Below are 18,581 nucleotides of genomic sequence, written 5' to 3' on the forward strand. Positions count from 1 at the left end.
CGGTCGCCCGCTGGGGGCTTCACGTTGCCTGCATGGCGAATGAGTACGCTGGATAGTATTCACTCAGGCAAAGGAGACCACCATGCTTAGCCTTCTGGCTATTGTTGTGTTGATTGCCACCCTCATGACCCTGTTCTACCAGCAGGTGAGCCGAGGTGTTGGCAGCGGAATTTTTGTTGTCGTCTGGTTGTTAAGCGCTTTTCTCGCCCCCTGGCTTGTCCACCCCCTTTCTCTGATCCTGCTTGCCGCTGGCGTGGCCGTGATCAACCACGTGGACCTGCGTCAGAAATTTATCTCCAAACCGGTTTATAACGCACTGGGCAAAGTCATGCCCGCCATCGGTGACACCGAACGCGAGGCGATTGAAGCCGGGACCACCTGGTTCGAGGCAGACCTCTTTTCCGGCCGCCCGGACTGGGAGAAGTTTTCCCACATCAACTTCACCCCCCTTACAGAAGAAGAGCAGTCCTTCATCGATAACGAGGTCCAGCAACTGTGTGACATGCTGGACGAATGGCAGATTTTCCATGAACTCAAGGACCTGCCTGAAGAGGTCTGGGATTTCCTCAAACACAAGGGCTTCTTCAGCCTGATTATTCCGAAGGAGTACGGCGGCAAGGCATTCAGCCCCTATGCCCAGAGCCGTATCATGAGCAAGATCGCCACCCGCTCCCTGACTGCCGCCGTCACCGCCATGGTGCCCAACTCCCTGGGTCCCGGCGAGCTCCTGGCTGAGTACGGAACGGATGAACAGAAAGACCGCTGGTTACCGGGCCTGGCCAAGGGTGACGAAATCCCCTGCTTCGGCCTCACCGGCCCGGAGGCCGGTTCCGATGCCGGCGCCATTCCCGACACCGGGGTGATCTGCAAGGGCAAGATCGACGGCAAGGAAGTGCTGGGCATGCGCCTGAACTTCGCCAAACGCTGGATTACCCTGGCGCCGGTCGCCACGGTGGTCGGGCTCGCCTTCAAACTCTACGACCCGGAACACCTGCTGGGAGAGGAAGACGAACTCGGTATCACTTGTGCGCTGATTCCGGCCAACACCAAAGGCGTGGAAATCGGTCGCCGTCACTACCCGGGCTCCCCGTTCATGAACGGGCCGATCAACGGCAAGGATGTCTTTGTGCCATTGGACGCCATCATTGGCGGGCCGGAAATGGCCGGCAAAGGCTGGCGCATGCTGATTGAGTGTCTCGGCGCCGGGCGCGGTGTTTCCCTGCCTGCTCTGGCCACCGCCAGTGGCGAGATGGGCTACCGCATGACCGGGGCGTTTGGCCGTATCCGTCGCCAGTTCAACACTGCCGTAGGCGAATTTGAAGGGGTGCAGGAAGCCTCTGCAGAGGTGGCGGCCATCGCCTATACACTGGAAGCCTACCGCCACCTGGTAACCCGCTCGCTGGAGGATGGCGCGCCGTCGGTGGTCACCGCCATGGCCAAGTATCACTCCACCGAAATGATGCGGGACCTGATCAACCATGGGATGGACATTGCCGGTGGCCGTGGCATCCAGTTGGGGCCGCGTAACTTCCTGGTGCTGCCGTATCAATCTACACCCATCGCGATCACCGTAGAGGGTGCCAATATCCTGACCCGCTCACTGATGATATTCGGCCAGGGGGCGATGCGCTGCCATCCTTACCTGTATGAGGAACTGCAGGCCATCCAGGCAGAAGACAAGGAAAAAGGGCTGCAGGAATTTGACGGGCTGTTCTTCGCCCATGCCGGCCATACTCTGGGCAATATGAGCAGCGCCGTCTTTCAGGCACTGCTGGGCACTTACCTCTCTGACGCACCGGCCAACGCCGATGCCTTCAGCGCCCCGTGGTACCGCCTGATCAATCGCTACAGCGCGGTGCTGGCCAGCACCTCTGACGTGGCCCTGGCCCTGCTGGGTGGAGACCTCAAGCGCCGCGAGCTGCTTTCCGCGCGCCTGGGTGATGTTCACAGCCAGCTGTTGATTGCCTGTGCCATTCTCAAGTACCACGCTACCCTGCCCCGTGACGAGGCCAATGATGCCCACGCGCACTACGCCCTGCGTCGCGCATTCAGCCTTGCCCACAACTCGCTGGAAGCGTTCTACCGGAACTTCGGTTTCTATGGCATTGGCCATGTACTCAAGCGTCTGTTCTTCCCGTTTGGCCGGCCCTGCAAGGCTCAGGCACCGGGCGACGAGCAGATCCGCACCCTCGGCGAGATGATCATGTCACCGAGCTCGGTACGTGATGCGCTGGCTCAACCGGCCTACATTCCGAGTGACCCGGACGATGCCATTGGTCGTGTGGAAGCCACCTATAACAAGCTGCTGGAAGTGGAACCGGCCTGGCTGGCCTTCCTCAAGGCGGACGGTAAGGGCCAACTGGACGGTAATAGCGTCCTCGAGAAACTCAAGGATGCCGCCAGCAAAGGCATTATCAGTGAGGACCAGGTTGAGGCGGTTAATGAGTACGACGCCATGCGCTATGACTGCCTGCTCACCGATGCCTTCGACAAAAACCTGAAGAAGGTGAAAGTACATGCAGAGCGGCCAATAATGTAGAGCCCATGATGGCGGAGCACTGTGCTGCTCCGCCTGTTTTTTTCCGCTATGAGTGTCGAGTCTCGAGAAGCGGGTTTTAAGCCAGGGCCCAGCCCCCGCTCAGCAAGGCCTTCGCAACACCAAGCTCGCCCTTGCCACCCGAATTGCTCAAATTCCAACCAGCTCACACTTTCACAAAAAGCCAACAGGCCGCTCAATGTTTCAAATTGCTGGTTTTTCCAGCAGTTAATTCCGTGTCAGCCCCGTGACAGAAAGATTTAACATTCATATCACCCATTTGGCGCTTTTACGGATCGCGGCTTTGGTCTAGGCTTTGCCCAATTCTGCCCCACCGGGCCTCGCCCGCGCACAACGCGCCTCGCCCCCAGGATCTACAGGTCAGGAATGACAGCAGTCGTCGAAGAAAAATCGGTAATCGAATTCAAGGGCCGCATGCTGATGATGACGGTCCTTCAGCTCCGCACACTGGATGCCAGCCAGCTACACCAGGAAATCAGCCAGCGCCTTGAGGACGCCGCCCAGTGGCTTCAGGAAGCGCCGGTGGTGATCGACATACACAGCGATCTGGAGATCGACCACGTCAATCTGATGCCGGCCGTGGATACGCTGCGTAACCTGGGAGTGAATCTGGTCGCGCTGGCGCGCACGGACCGCATCGACATCGACACCGCCAGCACACTCGGTCTGGGCACCCTCAGTCTGGCCGGTGGCCGGGATGTCCCCCGCCGCACCGAGCCCGTCGCTGACACCAGCGCTCAAGGCGCCAGCCAACAGTCAGAACGAGTGGAAACCATGGTGGTCGAGCAACCGGTGCGTTCCGGTCAACAGGTCTACAGCCGCGGCGACATGATTGTTCTCGCCCCGGTAAGCACCGGCGCGGAACTCATGGCCGAAGGCAATATCCACGTATACAGCAACCTGCGCGGCCGCGCCCTTGCCGGGGTGCGTGGCGACAGCAGCGCACGGATTTTCTGTCAGCAACTGAATGCCGAACTGGTCTCCATTGCTGGCCACTATCGGGTAGCCGAAGACCTGCCCGATGCACACCGAAACCAGCCTGTGCACCTGTCCCTGCAGGGCGAGGCAATGCATTTTACCGCGCTGAAATAGCGCTCAGGGAAGACAGCGAAGGAGAAGAGCGTGACAAAGATCGTGGTCGTGACATCCGGCAAGGGTGGCGTCGGCAAAACCACCACCAGCGCCGCACTGGCAACCGGGCTAGCCCTGCGTGGTTTCAAGACAACCGTGATTGATTTTGATGTGGGCCTGCGCAACCTGGACCTGATCATGGGCTGCGAACGCCGGGTGGTTTACGACCTGGTCAACGTGATCAATGGTGATGCCAACATCAAGCAGGCACTGATCAAGGACAAAAAGGTGGACAACCTGTTCATCCTTCCTGCCTCCCAGACCCGCGACAAGGATGCGCTGACCCAGGAAGGCGTTGAAGGCGTGTTCCGTGCCCTGCGCGAAGACATGCAGATGGACTACATCATCTGCGACAGCCCTGCCGGTATCGAGAAAGGTGCGCTGATGGCAGCATACTTTGCCGACGAAGCCGTGGTAGTGACCAACCCGGAGGTCTCCAGCGTGCGCGACTCTGATCGCATGATCGGTATTCTGGCCAGCAAGACCCGGCACGCCGAGGAAGGCAAAGGGGACATCCCTGCCCGCCTGCTGCTGACCCGCTATTCACCGGAACGGGTCGAAAAAGGCGAGATGCTGTCAGTGGAAGATGTGCAGGAAATTCTGGCTATTGAACTGCTCGGCGTGGTGCCCGAATCCCAGGCGGTTCTCAATGCCAGTAATGCCGGCAGCCCGGTGATTCTGGACACCGACTCCGATGCAGGCCAGGCCTACAGTGACGCCGTTGCCCGATTCCTTGGCGACCAGCTACCGCACCGTTTCACCACCGTTAACAAGAAAGGTCTGTTCGGCCGTCTGTTTGGGGGCTGATCATGAGTATTTTCAGTTATCTGTTGCCGAAGAAGCAGACCTCGGCCTCAGTGGCCAAGGAACGCCTGCAGATCATCGTTGCCCGCGAGCGCTCCACCCGCGGTGGACCTGACTACCTGCCGCAGCTGCAGGAAGAACTGCTGCAGGTGGTGCGCAAGTATGTCCCGGTGGATCAGGATGCCGTGAACATCCAGTTGGACCGTGAATCCGGCTGCGAGATTCTCGAACTGAACATCACGCTCCCCGAGGGCTGAACCCGCCCGAAAAAGTGCCAGAGGCGGATCGCAACGCGATTCGCCTCCGGCACTTTCACTCCCAAGATTAGCTTTCCTGGCTGACACCCGGGGTAGATCAACACCCACCTCTCCTGCGCCCCATTAAAGGGTTCACCTCCGCCCAGTAAATCCCGCTTCACCAGTTCTGCCCCAACGGCCACTCTCGCCACCCCACTGGTGGTTTCTGCACTGGCCACAATCCCTCTGTTGCGCCAACATGGAGAGACAAGAAGAATCAGGGATATGCCGTCAGCCGCCACTGACAGGCCACAGGGAGAGACCGATGCCAGTCAGAGCACTGCTGCAGTTGCTGTTGCCGTTAGGCCTGCTACTCGCCGTAGTCGTGCCTGCTTCTGCTGCCGGGATCACCATTCTTAACCTTCAGGACCCCGTCTCCACACGGCAGCTTGGGCCATCCATGCAAAGCTGGTGCGATGGCAACGGTACCGCCAGCCTTGCTGAGGCCCGTGAGGCGCCTTACCAACCGGTCAAACGCCAACAGATCAATTTTGGTTACCGTCAGGATGCCTGCTGGTTTAGGGTTCGCTTTGTGAATACCGGGCACGACGAGCTAGCCCTGTGGCTGCAGGTAGACTATGCCGTTCTCGACGAGGTGGATTTCTATCTTGTGGATGAGCACGGCGTGTCATTTTCCCGAATGGGGGATACTCTGCCGTTTGCGCTACGGCCGGTAAAGATACGCAGCTTCACCCTGCCCTTTACCTTGCAACCGGCCACCCCCCGCACGCTCTACCTGCGGGTGCACACGCTCACAAGTGCCATGACCGTTCCCGTCAGTCTGATTGGCCGCGAACCCTTCATTGAACAGCAAAGCACCAACGAATGGTTGATGGGGGGCTTCTATGGCATCGCCCTCGGGCTTTTTATCTACCATCTGGTGCTTTGGCTCGGTGGGCGGGAAAAAACCAGTCGCTTCTATGTCTTGCACGTGGCCTCTGCCACCCTCTACGTGGCCACCCTGCAAGGCATCCTCCATCGGCTATGGCTTGATGACTGGGTTGTCCCCCAGGCGACCAACCACCTTTTCGGCTACCTGACCCTGCTTTCCGGGTTGTTGTTTGCCCGGGATTATCTGCATACCCGGCAGTGGCAATGGCTGGACCGGCTCCTGCTTGCAACGTCCTGGCTCCAGATTGGCATCATCATCGCCCTGCTATCGACTCCGCCAGGTACCGTGGCCACCCTGCAGGGGGCCGTGGCGCTGGTCACGCTGGCATTACTGCTGCTATCCGGGCTCTATAGCCTGCTGCAGGGACGCCCCGAAGCCCGTATTTTTGTGCTTGCCTGGAGCATGTTCCTGATCACGGTAACGCTACTTGCGCTGGGAGCCTACGGGGCCATTACCCTGCCTGGACTGCTCAATGTCACCGGGGTGCAAATCGGTCTGGTCATGCAGCAGGTATTACTGTCCTTCGGGCTGGCCGGGCGGCTGCGGACACTGAAAAACGAAAGCCTGCAGCGCCAGCAGGAAATCGTGCGAGCCCAGGCTGAGAACGAAGCCAAAAGCGATTTTCTGGCCAAGATGAGTCATGAAATTCGCACCCCCATGAATGCGGTGCTGGGTCTGGCCGATCTGCTACGTAGCACACGCATGGATGCCACCCAGCGCAATTATGTGGAAACCATCTACAGCGCCGGCGGCAGTCTGCTGAACGTGATAAACGATATTCTCGATTTCTCCAAGATCAGTTCAGGAAAACTGCAACTGGAGGTCAGCAGTTTCAATCTCCAGCGGCTGCTGGAAGACTGCCTGATGATCTTCCATGCCAATGCCGAACAGAAAAACCTGCGGCTGATCAGCGACTGGGATGAGCAGGTGCCCGAATGGGTGGAGGGCGACCCCACCCGACTGCGTCAGATCCTGCTTAACCTGCTTTCCAATGCGGTGAAATTCACCGAGACGGGCACCATTACCCTTCGCGCCCGTGCCGCCGACAGCCTGGAGCGCGACACCTTGTTGCTCAGCTGCCAGATCATTGATGAAGGTATCGGCATGAACAAGCAGGAGCTGGGCAACCTGTTCCAGTCCTTCCAGCAAGCGGACAGTTCCACCTCGCGCAAATATGGCGGCACGGGGCTGGGACTGGCGATCTCTCGGCAACTGGCCGAACTCATGAAAGGCAACCTGCAGGCCTCTAGCAAGCCCGGTAAGGGATCCACGTTCACCCTGACTGTTCCGCTACGACGCAGCATCAGAAACGACACCCCCATTGAGCATAGCGGACAGCTCGGCACTGAAGGCCTTAACGTGCTGGTAGTAGAGGACAATGCTGTCAATCAGATGGTCATTGGCGCGCTCCTGAAAAAACTTGCCGTCAGTGTCACTCTGGCAAGCAGTGGGGAGGAAGCGCTGGAACAGCTGCAAAGCAGCGACGCCCTGCCCGACCTGGTATTGATGGACTGTGAAATGCCGGGGCTGGACGGCTACGAGACCACTCGCCTGATTCGCAGTCTGGAGCAGCAAGACTCTCGACCGGCGCTCCCTATTCTGGCGCTGACCGCCCACGCCACCACGGAACATCGCGAGCGCTGTTTTGGCTGTGGAATGAACGATCATGTGTCCAAGCCTGTCACCCTGGCCCAGCTCAAGGAGAAATTACTGCAATGGGCTGCGCCTGATGCGAGCTAAAGGCATGCCCCACTTGGGTAACGAATCGAACAAATTAATCCCTATGGCTAATTGGCCATTCAACCGATTGAATGAGATCGAAAACTTCACTTGAGAACAACGCATCATCTCCCCGACCAAAGTGCCCGAATTAACAAAAAAATTGCCTAATTTGACAATGTACCTACCGTGAACTAATTCACATAATCCCCGCCGCAACATAACTAGGGAAGGTTATATGGCGGCATTACGCTCCTCTTATAAAAATCGTTTTTCTTTTTCGCTTGCTGACATCACCTCACGTTTCTGTACACCGCTGATCTGTTTGACTGCGGCGTTTCCTGTGACGGTTCACGCCGATGGGGTACAGGAGCAGGCTCAAGAGAACGTGCAGATTCAGGAAAGTACCGCTGACACTTTTGAAGAGTCACAGCCCCGGCAATACCTTAGCACCCAGCTACATTATCTCGTTCCTGATTCCGACCGCGCCATTGCGCGCAATGGCGTGGGCATGGGGGTGCAGTACGGCCGTCAGTGGACATCCCGTCTATGGTGGGAAACCGAACTGGCCGGCTACAATCTGGAGTCTGGCGTAAACGGCAGCACCGACTTTTATCAGGCCGGTCTGACCACCGGGTTGCTGTATGCCTTCGGTGATCGCAAGGGGTTCACGCCCTACCTTGTAGGCGCCATTGGAGCCATGTATAGCGATGTCATCCCCGATGACAACGACGGCTTCAACCTGCACCTCAACGCGGGTCTGGGAGCGGTCACCGGTCCGCTGTTTGATAATGGCCTGAAACTGCGCGCTGAAGCCCGCTACCTCTATGACGATGCCAACCAGGACCGCACCGCCACTTCCGATTCCCATGGCTATTTCGGTGACTGGCGGTTTTCCCTTGGGGTTGAAGTGCCGCTTGGTTACACCCGCGTGCGCACCATCGAACGCGTCGTGTATCAAACCCGAGAAGTGGAACGTATTGTCGAAAAACCCTTTGTCGACAGCGATAGCGATGGCATAAGCGATGAACGCGACCAATGCCCCGATACCCTCGCGGGGGCCCGTGTCGACGCCAATGGCTGCATGATCGTCAACCAGACCATCACCTTCAACAACATCAATTTTGAACTCAATGCAGCCCGCATCAGCGCAGGCTCTCGCCAACCGCTGGATACGTTGGTACAGGCCCTGCACTCGCAAACCAATTTCAACGTGGAAATTGCCGGCCATTCTGACAACACCGGTTCCGCCGCCTATAACCAGACCTTGTCCGATCAGCGAGCCCACGCCGTGCGGCAGTACCTGATCCAGCAAGGCATCGACGGAGCCCGGTTGAGCGCCCACGGCTACGGGGAATCACAGCCTGTGGCCGACAACAGTAGCGCCTCCGGCCGAGCCATGAATCGTCGCGTTGAATTTCGCGTTATTGAACAGGGGGAATAACCATGGTGACGACACTACGCGTCTTATTGCTGCCCTTGCTGGCCGTCATCGCGCTGGGCCTGAGTGGCTGCAAGGCCGATGAAGCCGATAGCCGCAACAGCAACCGCTTGCAAACGACCAACAGCAACGACCAGGACAACGACGGCATCAAGGATCCCGTCGACAACTGCCCTCTCGCCACCAACCCGGCGCAGCAAGACACCGATAACGATGGAATCGGCAACGCCTGCGACGATGATATCGACGGTGATGGTCAGGATAACGACACCGATAATTGCCCCGGCATCGCCAACCCTGCCCAACAGGATATTGACGGCGATGGGCTGGGTGATATCTGTGATACCGATGTGGATGGAGATGGCATTCCCGACCCCACGGACAACTGCCCGGCTATTGCCAACCCAAGCCAGATTGATAGCGATCTGGACGGCACCGGTGATGCCTGCGACGCCAACACCGATAGCGACGGTGATGGCATCGACGACGGCACCGACAACTGCCCAGCTGTCGCCAATGCCAGCCAACTGGACACCGACAATGACGGTAACGGCAACGCCTGCGACAATGACAGCGACGGTGATGGCGTCGATAACAGCAGTGACAATTGCCCACTGACAGGCAACCCTGACCAACAGGACCTGGACAACGACGGGCTGGGCGATGTGTGTGACAGCGACACCGATGACGATGGCGTCAGTGATGATCAGGATAACTGCCCGCTAGTGGCGAATGCCGATCAGACCGACACCGATCTGGATAGTCAGGGCAATGTATGTGATGCCGACGACGACCAGGACAGTGTCCCGGATCTCGGCGATAACTGCCCTCTCATTGCCAATCCTTCCCAGCTGGACACTGACGGCGATGGCCTCGGGGACGCCTGTGACGCCAACACTGACAGTGACGGCGATGGCATAGATGATGACGCCGACAACTGCCCGATGGTCAGCAATGCCGACCAGGCAGACCTGGATGGCGACGGGATAGGCAACCAATGTGATATCGACGCTGATGGCGATGGTATCCCCGACAACACAGATAATTGTCCGTTGCTGGCCAATGCTGACCAGACCGATATCGATAGCGATGGTCAAGGCGATAGCTGTGATACCGACAGTGATGGCGACGGCACCGATAACACCCTGGACAATTGTCCACTTGTCGCCAACGCCGATCAGACTGACACCGATCACGACGGCAACGGTGACGCCTGTGACGACGACCGCGACGGCGACGGCTTCAACAACGACACCGACAATTGTCCGGCCATCGCCAATGCGAGCCAGGCCGATGCTGACAGCGACGGCCTCGGCGATACCTGCGATGACGATAGCGACGGCGATGGCGTCGATAATGGCGCGGACAACTGTCCAGCCCTGCCCAATGCCTCACAGACCGATACCGACAGTGATGGTCTCGGTGATGCCTGTGACGATGACAGCGACGGTGACGGCATTGCCGACGGAGACGACAACTGCCCCGCCATCAGCAATCCAACCCAGCTGGATACCGACGGTGATGGCAGTGGCGATGCCTGCGACACCCTGACCGACAGCGATAATGATGGCCTGGGTGACGACACCGATAACTGCCCCCAGGTGGCCAATGCGGATCAGGCGGACAACGACAACGATGGCAGCGGTGACGTTTGCGACACTGACAACGACAACGACGGTATCGACAACGATACGGATAACTGCCCGCTGACCAGTAACGCGGATCAGCTGGATACCGACAGTGACGGTTTGGGCAATGCCTGTGACGACGACAGTGACGCGGATGGCACCCCTGACGAAAGCGACAACTGCCCCCTGATTGCCAACGCAGACCAGCACGACACGGACAGCGACGGACTAGGCGACCTCTGTGACAACGATCAGGACGACGACGGCGTGGAAAACAGCGCCGACAACTGCCCCTGGATCGCCAACGCCAACCAGTCGGATGTGGACAGCGACGGCACCGGTGACAGCTGCGACACAGACAACGACAACGATGGTGTCGATGACGACAGCGACAATTGCCCGTTACAGTCCAATCCAGGTCAGGAAGATGGCGACACCGATGGCATCGGCGATGCCTGCGACAGCAGCACCGACAGTGATGGTGACGGCCACGATGATGGAGCCGACAACTGCCCACTGGTGCACAATACGGATCAGGCCGATGCCGACAATGACGGTGAAGGCGACAGCTGCGATAGCGACAGCGATGGCGACGGCGTCGATAACGGCAATGACAACTGCCCCGCTACGCCCAACGCCAGCCAGACAGATACCGACGAAGATGGCAACGGTGACGCCTGCGACACCCAGTTCACCTGCAGCGGCAGCTTCGGGAGCGGGTTGTCACCGCTAATGGCCCCTGCTGCCTCTGCGCAGGGCGGAGACTTCGGTCTGATCTGTATCGGCTGCGGCGTTTTCAACACTGGCAAAGCCATTGACGGCAATGAAGCCACTGCCGCCCAGATGCATGTGACGCTGGGCCTGCTCGGCGGCGCCCGACTGGATGTGGACAGCGGCCAGACCTTCCATGGCCAGAACCGTGCCGGCTTTGTCCTCAACCCCAGCGCAGGCGCCCTGCTCAGTGCCGGCCTGTTGAACCAGTTTACCGTCGCCCTGCTGAATGACGGCAAGCTCGTCGCCTCCAACAAGACCAGCAGCCTGATCAGCCTGCACCTGATCGGTTGGCCGGGCAGCCCACAGCAGTTCCTGTATGTGGACAGCGACGAAAGCTTCGATTCGGTTCGCCTGGACATGGCTTCGGCCGTGGGGCTGTTCACCGACATGAACGTCTACCAGGCCTGCGCCGGACCCTCGCCCTGACCCGCGCACGGGCCGACAATACCCCAGACCGGTCAGCTACCTCAGCGGTGGCTGACCGGATCGCGGCTCAGTCTGGCAACACCTGCCACTCGGGGTCTTCGTATTCTCCGATCACCTTCACCTCAACCACCTCGGCATGCCTGGCGAGAATCGCCTTCACCTTGCCACTGCGGCTGTCATCCTTGGCATCGCGATGCGCCTTGCTTTGCCAGTGCGCCACCGCCAACACGGTATCCTCACAGCCCATCTTGCGATGCAGAAAGGTGCCCTTCGCCCCGGCAGACTGTTGAATGATTTCACTGGCTTCCACCCAGCCACGAGCGTATTCCTCAACGCTGAACCCCGGCTTCATGGTGACTTCAAAGATGTACTTCATGGGCGCTCTCCCTGTCGGTAGAACTGTGCCAACAAACGATACAAGGCGGGCCAGTCCCGGTACAGGCTGTCCGGTGACTCAAAGAAGGCCTCGCTGCACACCGCAAAGAACTCTCCGGGCCCGGTAAGCGCATAGGCATCCACAGGCATGTGCCGATGCGACACATAGTCCCGGTGAAGGGCCTCGTAACAGCGCGTAAAGGTGTCATGCCATTGGCGTTGGTCCATCCCCGGATGCAGGGGCGGCGAGCCATTGGCGCCATTACGGCGCATGTCCAGTTTGTGGGACATTTCATGAATTACCACGTTGCTTGCACCCCCCGCCTCGCAAACGGCTTCCCACGACAGGATGACCGGCCCTTGATGCCAGGCCTCGCCGGACAACACCGGCCCACGGCCATGCACCACGCCATCGTCAGTGCGATGCGGACGATTGGGAATAAAAGCCCCTTCGTAAAGAATCACCGTATACCAACCGTCGTACCACTCAAGGCCCAGCTTGAGAATGGGCACACAGGCCATGGTCGCCACCTTCAGACACATGGCATCGGTCACAGCGAACCCACCACCACTGGCAACGCTCTTGCGCGCCAGGAACCGCAGGGAAAGGGTCATCAGGGCCTGTCGCTCAGCCCCCTGATAACGGGCCTGCAGCGGCCAGTCGGCAATCGCCGCCTCCCACTGCTCGGCAGTCAATCCCATGCGCCGCACCTTGCGGGCATCCCGCCACTCTCGCCAGCCACGCAACCAGCCCATCCGGCAACTCCATTCAATGCTTTCAATAATGACCCATTCGACCATAACCATGGCGCAGATTACGCCGTGGCCGAAGCTCGCCTATGCTAACATCGCCTCCCCTCTTGTCTCGTCGTGGAATCACGTAGGTGCCCCTGCAAAACGCACACAAAGCCGACCTGCTGTTGTTGATTGTGACCCTGCTCGCCGCCATCAGCTGGATGTTCTCCAAGGAAGCGGTGCTCAGCATGCCGCCGCTGTTGTTCATGGCGGTTCGGTTTCTGCTTGCCTCCCTGATTCTCGGCCTGGTGGCCTGGCCACAGCTGCGCCGATTGAACGTGACACAACTGCTGCGTTGCAGCCGTGTGGGGCTGGTCTTTGGTATTGCCATGAGTTGCTGGGTAATGGGATTGGCGATAGGCAGCCATGTTGGGGAAGGCGCCTTCCTCACCAGTCTCGGTGTGGTACTGGTGCCCGTGATAGGCCGGCTGCTATTTGCCGAACCGGTTCCTGCCAGCACCTGGGTCGCATTACCTGTGGCGGTGGCCGGGCTCGCCATGCTGTCGCTTCAACATGGTCTCAATCCGGAGCCCGGGCAACTGTTCTTTGTCGCCGCAGCCACCATTTTCGCGCTCTACTTCAACCTCAATACTCGTGCGGCCAACACCATTGCCGTCACCGACAGAGACGGCAAGACACAGGAACAGACCCGAATTCCTGCGCTGGCATTAACGACCATCGTGCTCGGTGTTGTTGGCCTGGTAACCGGCATCCTGTCTGCGGTGTTCGAACCCTGGCGCAGCACCTGGGAGCACGCCACGCCCATGCTGTTGCTGTGGGTGGTACTCAGCGCCACTGTCGGTACGGCATTACGCTTTCTGGTGCAGACCTATGCGCAAAGCCTCTCGTTGCATAGCCACGGGGTCGTCATCATGGTGCTGGAACCGGTATGGACCGCCCTGATCGCCGCCGCCTGGTTCGGAGAAACCATGAATCCCGCGCAACTGGCCGGCTGCGCGCTGATCTTCATCTCGTTGCTGGTCAATCGCCACCGCTTCGTGCGAGGTCTGCTAAAGTCCCTGTTCAGCCCACGCTAAGGAATCAACCTTGCCCCACCATAATAACGGCTGATTGCTCGCCCCCTACTCGAGTGTGATCCCTATCCCGTCGCAACACAGACGAAGGTATCAAACCGACAGAATGCCCAACATTGTGCAGTGCCGTGTGATGCAGTTCCTGCTCCAACGAGGCGGATCGCGCACCATATTGCACACGGTTCAGGAGTCCGCCATACCTGCCAGCACTGACCGCCAGCCGGTGTGCGGAAGATCAAAAAATAACGCCAATAATGAAGATCTGCTGATGATGACTGACATGGACAAGCCCGCTCGTGGGCTGGTGACCGCCCTGCTTCTTGCCTTGGGAATTCAGGCCCAGGCTGACACGTGCGCACAGGACATACAGCACGGTGTTGCACTGGCTCAATCTGATCGTTCGGTGATGTCACTGCTCGACAGCCATGCCGATGCGTCACAGGCTTCACCCCTGATCCAGTACAGCCAGCAAAGCAGCAGCATCAACAAACCGATTCTTGGCAACTACGCCCGCCTTCGGCTGGCCGCCATGGCACTGCGCGATGGCGATACCACCTTTGCCCGCGAACAGCTCAGCCAGATCGAGCAAAATAGCCCCGCCGCCGTGGATGCAGCACTGCTCCTTGCTGAAAGCTATCGCCGTGATGGCAATGAAGAGCAGGCCCGGGCCTGGTTGCTGCGTACCGCCGCACGCTTCCCGGGTAATCCCCGAGCCGTCTCAGGCCTGGTGCTGGCCGGCGATGACTGGCGTAATCAAGGTGCCTATGCCCAGGCTCTGCCGCTCTACAATCTGGCCCTGAACAAGGCAGCAGAAAACCTGAAGGCACTCAACGAGCTGGAAGCCAATCCCGATCGTCTGTACCGCACCATGACCAATACCGTGGCGGGCAACAGCACCACCGTGATGGACCAACTGGTGCTGGCCATGGTCCGTGACGAAGACAGCCAGGTTCTTCCCGCCACCCGCAAGCTGATGACCGCCAATGACCGCCTGCGCTGCCTGAGGGAAGAAGAAAAGTCGCTCAACAATGCCATCCAGCACGCCACTGCACGCGATCTCTCCAATGGTGCTTTCCGTACCGCCGCCAAGATGGAAAAGGCAGCAACCGAGCAGGAAATCGACGATCTGCAGCGCATTATTGCCAATGCACCCAATGCCACAGATCTAAAGGCACAACTGGTAGATGCCCAGGAGCGTCTGCAACGCCTGGACGCACGTCTGAACCAATTGGGGAGCACCGCCCTGCCGGCGCATCTGGCCGCTCGCAAAGACGCTATGGAATCCCGCAAGGCGGAGCTGGACAAAGACATGAACACGGCGCGTCAGCAAGTGCGCGTCGCATTGGCAGAGGAACTGCCAGAAATGAAGCGTTACTACCGGAATCTTGCCGGTGAAGCACAGCTGGGCAAGGCCCAGCTGCTACAAGGTCAGAAAACCGCCTCAACCCTTGTGGGATTCAAGTAGGCTATCCACCTTAGCGATATATTTCTGTTTGGCATCGTCTGAAGACATACCTTTCAGCTTTGCCCAGGCGTCATATTTGGCGCGCCCGACCATGTCCAGCATTCCCGGGCGCTTGCCGCTGACATCACCGGTGCTACCCTGCTTGTAATGAGCATAAAGAAACAGCAGGTCGTCATTGGCAGGTTTACGGTCCAGCGTCTGGACATCTTTCTGGGCTTGTTCGAAACGGGCAGTATCAGTCATGTTTTTTCCTGTTCGTTCGTTGACGATGTACCATCGGTAGACAATAACCGCTTATCCTGTCACAGGAAATACTGCAGGCGATCATTGCTACACTCTCTGGTCACAGGCTGCACAGAACAACAACAGGAACCTCATGGCGACAGACACCTCCGATGCGCTGACTGAGCAACAGGTCAACACCCTCCGCCAGGCGCTCAATACCACGATGGTCCGCTTCGACCCGGCCAGGGAAAAACACTATCTGGCCTATGCCTATCGCCGCGCTCGCCTGCTGATTCACCAGTCCGTTTACCTGCTTACCGGCATTTACCTGTTGGTGGTGGTCCCGGTCATGATACTGATGCGCTCTGAAGAGATGGCGCTGTGGCGTAACTTTGGCGTTTACCCCATCGCCCTGGCCTTGCTGGCTCTATGGGCGTCTACCCGCATCAGCTGGCTCAAACTCCAGGCCGTTGCCGTCATGTATCTGGCCCTTGGCCTGTCGATTAGCGGGACCCTGCTGGGCGCCATCTATCTGGATGGCCATTTCGCCGGACAGATTGCCGCCTTTGAGACCATCTACCTGCTGATTATCGGCTTTTCCATCCTGCGGCTGCCACCACGGCAAACCCTGACCACCTGCCTGGTGGCGCTGGCAGTCTCCCTGATCGGCGCTCTGCTGCTGCAAGTTGCCCTGCCGCTACTGGCCATGATGCTTTATTTTGTTATCCCGCTGATTATCTGCACCGTGAATGGCTATATCCTGGATGTGGGTGCCCGCCGCAACTTTGCCAATCACCTGCTGCTGGACAACGAATCCAACCAGCTCCGCCTGTGGCGCGAGCAGGTAGAGAGAGATACCTTCCGACAACAGCAACTCAATCATTTCATGGAGAAGATTGCCGGCAACCTGACTCCTGCCGAGTTACTCCAGAAAGTGCTGGGTTACCTGGTGGATCAAATCGGTGCCAAAGCGGGCGCCGCCTATGTGCTGGAGGATGGCAACCTGATTCAGCATGCCCGCTGGGGCCTCAACGCCCAGGCAGCGAGCCGACAACAACTCAAAACAGACGAATCGCTGCTCGGCGCGGCGCTTCAGCAAAAAATTCCGCTGCAGCAACACGCGGTACCGGAAGGCTATCTGGATCTGGAAGTCGGCGAAGGAAAGCGCCAACCGGGCGCCGTGCTGTTATGGCCACTGCATCAGGGGGAGCAACCCCTCGGCATCGTCGAAGTGGCTGGCAGCCAGAGCTTCGAAGAAACGGATCTGGCATTACTGAACGAGCTCCACCGTCCACTGGCCTTCGCCCTGCAATCCGCCCAACGGCGGGAGGCATTTCTGCAGCGCATGCAGGAACAACAGAGCAAGTCAGGCTAAAGGGGACCGCCCTTTGAATGGCTCGGACAGACGCTCGGGGTGGCGGGGCACGATATCGGACAGCATGGCCACCATGGTAGCCAGATCCTTCTCCACGTCACCGCTGGGGTGCACCATACCAACAATGCGCACCTGTTTACGCCGATAACAGAACCCCAGCACCACGATCGGCACATCCAAGGCCTCTGCAATCCGGTAGAAACCGGTTTTCCATCGTTCAGCGCCCTTGCGCGTACCCTCTGGTGCGATGCCCAACCAGCACGGCGCCTGACGCATCGCCGCCGCAGTTTGCTCCACCAGGTCCTTGGCACTGTCCCGGTTGACCGGAATACCGCCCAGCCAATACATGAGTTTGCCAAACCGGCCTTCAAACAGGGTGTGCTTGCCCATAAAGCGGACATAGACACGCAATGACTGGATCGCACTAAGCCCGATCAGGCCATCGATATTGGAGGTATGCGGTGCCACTGCGAGCACAGCCCGATCCACATTGGGTAGCTTGCCCACAATGCGCCAGCCCATCAGCCGCAGGATTAACTTGCCCAGTGCCACCAGCAGCCAGTGCCCCCGCCTGGGAATCTGTCCTCCCAGCACTCCCTGCGTCACCGCAGGCAATTCCTGTTTCATGCAAATACCGTAAATGTCTGGCGGCTCAGCGCCACCGGATTCCCATCCCCATCCCAGATTGTCGCGCGGCTTTGTCCATAACCGTCACTGCACTGGTCCGTCTTCACCTGATATTGCCACAGGGTATCCGCTGGGCGGGTTGCCGGATCGTCAAGCAGCTCCATCGTCCAGGTCAGTGAACTGGCCGGCGCAGGCCCCTTGAGCATCGGCAACACCGAGGGTGGCCAGGTATCGACCAGCGCGATCAGCGCTGCTGTAGTCATGGCAGACGGGGGCACCTTGAACCCCATATAACCGGCAAAGTCTGGCACCTGGCTGCCACTGAATGGCGGCATCCCCTGGGCATAACGGATATCAAAATGGTCAATAAAATCCGGTGTCAGCCCCTTGATAAACGGCAGCTGCATGCTCTGATCCGGCCCAGGCAGGGCCGGTGCTACCGGGCCCGCAATCACAACAGAAGAGTCCCGTGCTGCCCCCAGACTCACCAGCATGGTGGAGACCACCTGATCGCCCTGAGTCGCCGTCACCATGGCCTGCATGACCGACTTGCCTTCCCGGAGCACTTCACTGCGCAACGCCACCGGGCCGGGTGCGGCTGGCGCGACAAATGACAGCGAGAAACTGCGCAGGGGCCGATCACCGGCAACACTCTTGACCAGATGGTCGAACAGAACAGCACCAACCAGACCGCCAAACAGCGCCCGTCCCTGCCCCCAGCCTTCGGGTAGTGTGCCATTGCCGTTGCCATCCACCGTGGCCAGAATTTCATCAAACGTCATTGCCCTACTCCTACATACAGGCTATCGCCAAGCCCAAAGCGCTACTTGATACCACCGGCGCACAGTCAGGAAAAGGCGAGATCAGGACAAACCCCGGGTGATACGCGACATTCAACGCAAGTTGATCAAATTAGGGAGCCTCTGAATAATTCCTTGCATGCTCAGTCTTTCAGGCTGATTCACAATCTAGGCGCACTTTTGAAGGCATGTTGCTTGCGTGTCGAGAAAGCGCAAC

At 58.8% G+C, this 18,581-nt stretch carries 15 protein-coding genes; 10 read left to right on the forward strand and 5 right to left on the reverse strand.

What is annotated here, in order from left to right; genetic code table 11:
- Window positions 1-82: 82 nt before the first annotated feature.
- From A15D_RS11375 to A15D_RS11405, 7 genes are all read left to right on the forward strand, one after another.
- Window positions 83-2,539, forward strand: a complete 2,457-nt coding sequence (locus A15D_RS11375) for an acyl-CoA dehydrogenase (protein ID WP_102792032.1) — start codon at window positions 83-85, stop codon at window positions 2,537-2,539.
- A 384-nt stretch (window positions 2,540-2,923) separates the two neighbouring features.
- Window positions 2,924-3,649 (forward strand): septum site-determining protein MinC, encoded by a 726-nt coding sequence (minC, locus tag A15D_RS11380; protein ID WP_102792033.1) that lies wholly within the window; start codon window positions 2,924-2,926, stop codon window positions 3,647-3,649.
- A gap of 30 nt (window positions 3,650-3,679) precedes the next feature.
- Complete coding sequence (gene minD / locus A15D_RS11385) at window positions 3,680-4,495, forward strand: septum site-determining protein MinD (protein WP_022984238.1); 816 nt, start codon at window positions 3,680-3,682, stop codon at window positions 4,493-4,495.
- A gap of 2 nt (window positions 4,496-4,497) precedes the next feature.
- Window positions 4,498-4,749, forward strand: a complete 252-nt coding sequence (minE, locus tag A15D_RS11390) for a cell division topological specificity factor MinE (RefSeq protein ID WP_022984237.1) — start codon at window positions 4,498-4,500, stop codon at window positions 4,747-4,749.
- 304 nt (window positions 4,750-5,053) lie between these two features.
- Window positions 5,054-7,420 (forward strand): hybrid sensor histidine kinase/response regulator, encoded by a 2,367-nt coding sequence (locus tag A15D_RS11395; protein WP_158245804.1) that lies wholly within the window; start codon window positions 5,054-5,056, stop codon window positions 7,418-7,420.
- Between the two features lie 322 nt (window positions 7,421-7,742).
- On the forward strand, window positions 7,743-8,843 hold the full coding sequence (locus tag A15D_RS11400) for an OmpA family protein (RefSeq protein ID WP_233192210.1): 1,101 nt from the start codon (window positions 7,743-7,745) through the stop codon (window positions 8,841-8,843).
- A 2-nt stretch (window positions 8,844-8,845) separates the two neighbouring features.
- A complete protein-coding gene (locus A15D_RS11405) occupies window positions 8,846-11,668 on the forward strand; it encodes a thrombospondin type 3 repeat-containing protein (protein WP_102792037.1) in 2,823 nt (940 codons plus the stop codon).
- A gap of 67 nt (window positions 11,669-11,735) precedes the next feature.
- Here A15D_RS11405 and A15D_RS11410 read toward each other — a convergent pair whose 3' ends face one another.
- Window positions 11,736-12,044 (reverse strand): antibiotic biosynthesis monooxygenase, encoded by a 309-nt coding sequence (locus tag A15D_RS11410; protein WP_102792038.1) that lies wholly within the window; start codon window positions 12,042-12,044, stop codon window positions 11,736-11,738.
- Window positions 12,041-12,850 (reverse strand): zinc-dependent peptidase, encoded by an 810-nt coding sequence (locus A15D_RS11415; protein WP_233192211.1) that lies wholly within the window; start codon window positions 12,848-12,850, stop codon window positions 12,041-12,043. The genes A15D_RS11410 and A15D_RS11415 overlap by 4 nt, the downstream gene beginning before the upstream one ends.
- 77 nt (window positions 12,851-12,927) lie before the next feature.
- Between A15D_RS11415 and A15D_RS11420 the strand changes: the two genes are divergently transcribed.
- Together A15D_RS11420 and A15D_RS11425 are read left to right on the forward strand one after the other, a co-directional pair.
- Complete coding sequence (locus A15D_RS11420; protein WP_199175884.1) at window positions 12,928-13,875, forward strand: DMT family transporter; 948 nt, start codon at window positions 12,928-12,930, stop codon at window positions 13,873-13,875.
- 265 nt (window positions 13,876-14,140) lie between these two features.
- On the forward strand, window positions 14,141-15,337 hold the full coding sequence (locus A15D_RS11425; RefSeq protein ID WP_233192212.1) for a tetratricopeptide repeat protein: 1,197 nt from the start codon (window positions 14,141-14,143) through the stop codon (window positions 15,335-15,337).
- Here the strand turns inward: A15D_RS11425 and A15D_RS11430 are convergent.
- Window positions 15,314-15,580, reverse strand: coding sequence for an acyl-CoA-binding protein (locus A15D_RS11430; RefSeq protein ID WP_102792040.1), 267 nt, complete (start codon window positions 15,578-15,580; stop codon window positions 15,314-15,316). The genes A15D_RS11425 and A15D_RS11430 overlap by 24 nt on opposite strands.
- A gap of 133 nt (window positions 15,581-15,713) precedes the next feature.
- Here A15D_RS11430 and A15D_RS11435 point away from each other — a divergent pair, with 133 nt between their 5' ends.
- Window positions 15,714-16,937: a GAF domain-containing protein gene (locus A15D_RS11435; RefSeq protein WP_102792041.1), complete on the forward strand. Its 1,224-nt coding sequence runs from the start codon at window positions 15,714-15,716 to the stop codon at window positions 16,935-16,937.
- Here A15D_RS11435 and A15D_RS11440 read toward each other — a convergent pair.
- Together A15D_RS11440 and A15D_RS11445 are read right to left on the reverse strand one after the other, a co-directional pair.
- On the reverse strand, window positions 16,929-17,564 hold the full coding sequence (locus A15D_RS11440) for a 1-acyl-sn-glycerol-3-phosphate acyltransferase (protein ID WP_102792042.1): 636 nt from the start codon (window positions 17,562-17,564) through the stop codon (window positions 16,929-16,931). The two genes, A15D_RS11435 and A15D_RS11440, sit on opposite strands and share 9 nt — an antisense overlap.
- Window positions 17,561-18,346: an acyl-CoA thioesterase II gene (locus tag A15D_RS11445; protein WP_102792043.1), complete on the reverse strand. Its 786-nt coding sequence runs from the start codon at window positions 18,344-18,346 to the stop codon at window positions 17,561-17,563. Before A15D_RS11445 ends, A15D_RS11440 begins: the two co-directional genes overlap by 4 nt.
- Between the last annotated feature and the right edge of the window lie 235 nt (window positions 18,347-18,581).

The organism is Alcanivorax sp. MD8A (assembly GCF_002888555.1).
In the GTDB taxonomy this organism is placed as follows: Bacteria; Pseudomonadota; Gammaproteobacteria; order Pseudomonadales; family Alcanivoracaceae; genus Alcanivorax.

Coding starts and splice junctions, on each gene's coding strand:
- A15D_RS11375 (WP_102792032.1), top strand. CDS start 83: ATGCTTAGCCTTCTGGCTATTGTTGTGTTGATTGCCACCCTCATGACC.
- minC (WP_102792033.1), top strand. CDS start 2,924: ATGACAGCAGTCGTCGAAGAAAAATCGGTAATCGAATTCAAGGGCCGC.
- minE (WP_022984237.1), top strand. CDS start 4,498: ATGAGTATTTTCAGTTATCTGTTGCCGAAGAAGCAGACCTCGGCCTCA.
- A15D_RS11395 (WP_158245804.1), top strand. CDS start 5,054: ATGCCAGTCAGAGCACTGCTGCAGTTGCTGTTGCCGTTAGGCCTGCTA.
- A15D_RS11405 (WP_102792037.1), top strand. CDS start 8,846: ATGGTGACGACACTACGCGTCTTATTGCTGCCCTTGCTGGCCGTCATC.
- A15D_RS11410 (WP_102792038.1), bottom strand. CDS start 12,044: ATGAAGTACATCTTTGAAGTCACCATGAAGCCGGGGTTCAGCGTTGAG.
- A15D_RS11415 (WP_233192211.1), bottom strand. CDS start 12,850: ATGGTTATGGTCGAATGGGTCATTATTGAAAGCATTGAATGGAGTTGC.
- A15D_RS11425 (WP_233192212.1), top strand. CDS start 14,141: ATGATGACTGACATGGACAAGCCCGCTCGTGGGCTGGTGACCGCCCTG.
- A15D_RS11430 (WP_102792040.1), bottom strand. CDS start 15,580: ATGACTGATACTGCCCGTTTCGAACAAGCCCAGAAAGATGTCCAGACG.
- A15D_RS11435 (WP_102792041.1), top strand. CDS start 15,714: ATGGCGACAGACACCTCCGATGCGCTGACTGAGCAACAGGTCAACACC.
- A15D_RS11440 (WP_102792042.1), bottom strand. CDS start 17,564: ATGAAACAGGAATTGCCTGCGGTGACGCAGGGAGTGCTGGGAGGACAG.
- A15D_RS11445 (WP_102792043.1), bottom strand. CDS start 18,346: ATGACGTTTGATGAAATTCTGGCCACGGTGGATGGCAACGGCAATGGC.